We start from the raw sequence: 1,827 nt of genomic DNA on the forward strand, positions 1-1,827 counted from the left end.
CCTTGGCCACGTCCTGCACGTCACCGGACTGGGCCCGGCCCCACTGCAATTCGCGCTCGATCAGGCCGGCGTAGACCGGCAGGTCGAGGGCTTTCCTCACCAGCGTGGGGTTGGTGGTGCAGTCCACCGGCTGCAGGCGTTTGATCGCCTCGTAATCACCGGTATCGGCGACGACGACGGACAGTTCGCGCAGCTGGGCGAGTTTGGAGGGGGCCTGGGTCATTGCATGTTCCTGTACAGCGGTGCCGGCGCGGGGCGCTCAGCGGTGGATGTCGCCAGCGGCTTCGGGCTGGTAGTGGACGGCGGTCACGCGCAGACGCAGCTGGCGGCCACCCGGGGCGGTCCAGTCGATGGTCTGGCCAATGGCCAGGCCCAGCAGGGCGCTGCCGACCGGTGCCAGCACCGACACGCGGCCCTTGTCGAAATCCGCTTCGTGCGGATAGACCAGGGTCAGGGAATGGGTTTCATTGTTCAGTTCGTCTTCGCAGTCGACGCGCGAATGCATGGTGACGATGCCTTCGGGAATTTCTTCCGGCGGCAGTACCTGGGCGCGCTCCAGCTCCTGGGACAGGGCGATGGCGGCCGGGTGCCGGCTCAGGGCCGGGGAATCGAGCAGGGCCTCGAGGCGGGCCATGTCACGGACGGAAACGATGATCGACGGCGGCAGACCGCTGTGGCTGGTCATGGGATATTCCTTATCTGGTGAAAAAACAAGCAAAAGGCGACGTCTTGTCGACGCCGCCCGGGCACTATTGTGCTGGTATCGGGGGCCAGAAAGCGACCCTGCAACGATCATGGGGCCGCTCAGGCCCGGATGCAATGCGGGCCGGGCCGCGATTCAGTCTGGACGCCTGTTCAGTCAGGGTCGGCGCACAGCAGTCCGGCCGGCAATTGTTTGAACACCGCCGCCAGTTGCTGCAGGAGCGCGGCCATGGCCGAGCTTCGGCGCCAGACCATGGCGATGCGGCGGTTGGGTAGCGGCGTGCCGTCGAAGGGGACCAGCCGGATGTTGGGTGAGCGGGCCACCGGCGGCTTCACCGCCAGCATCGGCAGCAGGGTCACGCCGACATTGGCCGCGACCATCTGTCGCAGGGTTTCCAGGCTGGTGGCTTGGAATTCGGATCTTTCCAGCGCGCCGGCCAGATGGCAGACATCCAGCGCCTGGTCGCGCAGGCAGTGACCGTCCTGCAGCAGCAGCAGGCGCTGTTCGGCCAGATCATCCAGGCGCAGCGAGGTGTGGGCGGCCAGCGGATGGCCTTCGGGGGCGGCCAGCACGAACGGTTCCTCGAACAGGAACTCGGTGTGCAGCTGCTCGTCGTTGACCGGCAACGCCAGCAGCGCCGCGTCGAGCTGGCCGTTGCGCAGCTGTGCCAGCAGCACGTCGCTCTTTTCCTCCACCAGCAGCAGCTCCAGCTGCGGGAAGCGTTCGCGGATGCCGGGAATCACATGCGGCAGCAGGTACGGGCCCAGCGTGGGGAAGATGCCCAGCCGCACGGTGCCGGCTTCCGGGTCGCGCGAACGGCGGGCGGCTTCCTTCATCTGCTCGACCTCGGCCACGATGCTGCGCGCCCGCATCGCCGCCTCGCGCCCGGCCGGCGTCAGCATCACCTTGCGCGGCGCCCGTTCGACCAGCGACACGCCCAGTTCCTCCTCCAGTTTCCGGATCTGGGTGGACAGGGTGGGCTGCTGACAAAACACGCCGCCGCGGCGCGGCCGAAGTGCTTGTGCTCGGCCAGCGCCACCAGATACTTGAGGTCACGCAGGTTCACAGTGGACTCCGTTCACGTGGGCGCCGGGTGCCGGCGCCGACAGAGCGACGCCCCGCGG

2 protein-coding genes and 1 pseudogene are annotated in these 1,827 nt (G+C 67.8%); all 3 read right to left on the bottom strand.

The window, feature by feature from the left end:
• A partial coding sequence (locus tag JCM9942_RS15060) for a transaldolase family protein (RefSeq protein ID WP_304941157.1) occupies positions 1-223 on the bottom strand: 223 nt, incomplete at its 3' end.
• A gap of 36 nt (positions 224-259) precedes the next feature.
• Complete coding sequence (gene rnk / locus JCM9942_RS15065; protein WP_054660658.1) at positions 260-685, bottom strand: nucleoside diphosphate kinase regulator; 426 nt, start codon at positions 683-685, stop codon at positions 260-262.
• A gap of 170 nt (positions 686-855) precedes the next feature.
• Positions 856-1,769: pseudogene (locus tag JCM9942_RS15070) on the bottom strand (LysR substrate-binding domain-containing protein).
• Positions 1,770-1,827 lie beyond the last annotated feature (58 nt).

Origin of the sequence: Stenotrophomonas pictorum JCM 9942 (genome assembly GCF_001310775.1) — a bacterium.
GTDB classification, from domain to species: domain Bacteria; phylum Pseudomonadota; class Gammaproteobacteria; order Xanthomonadales; family Xanthomonadaceae; genus Stenotrophomonas; species Stenotrophomonas pictorum.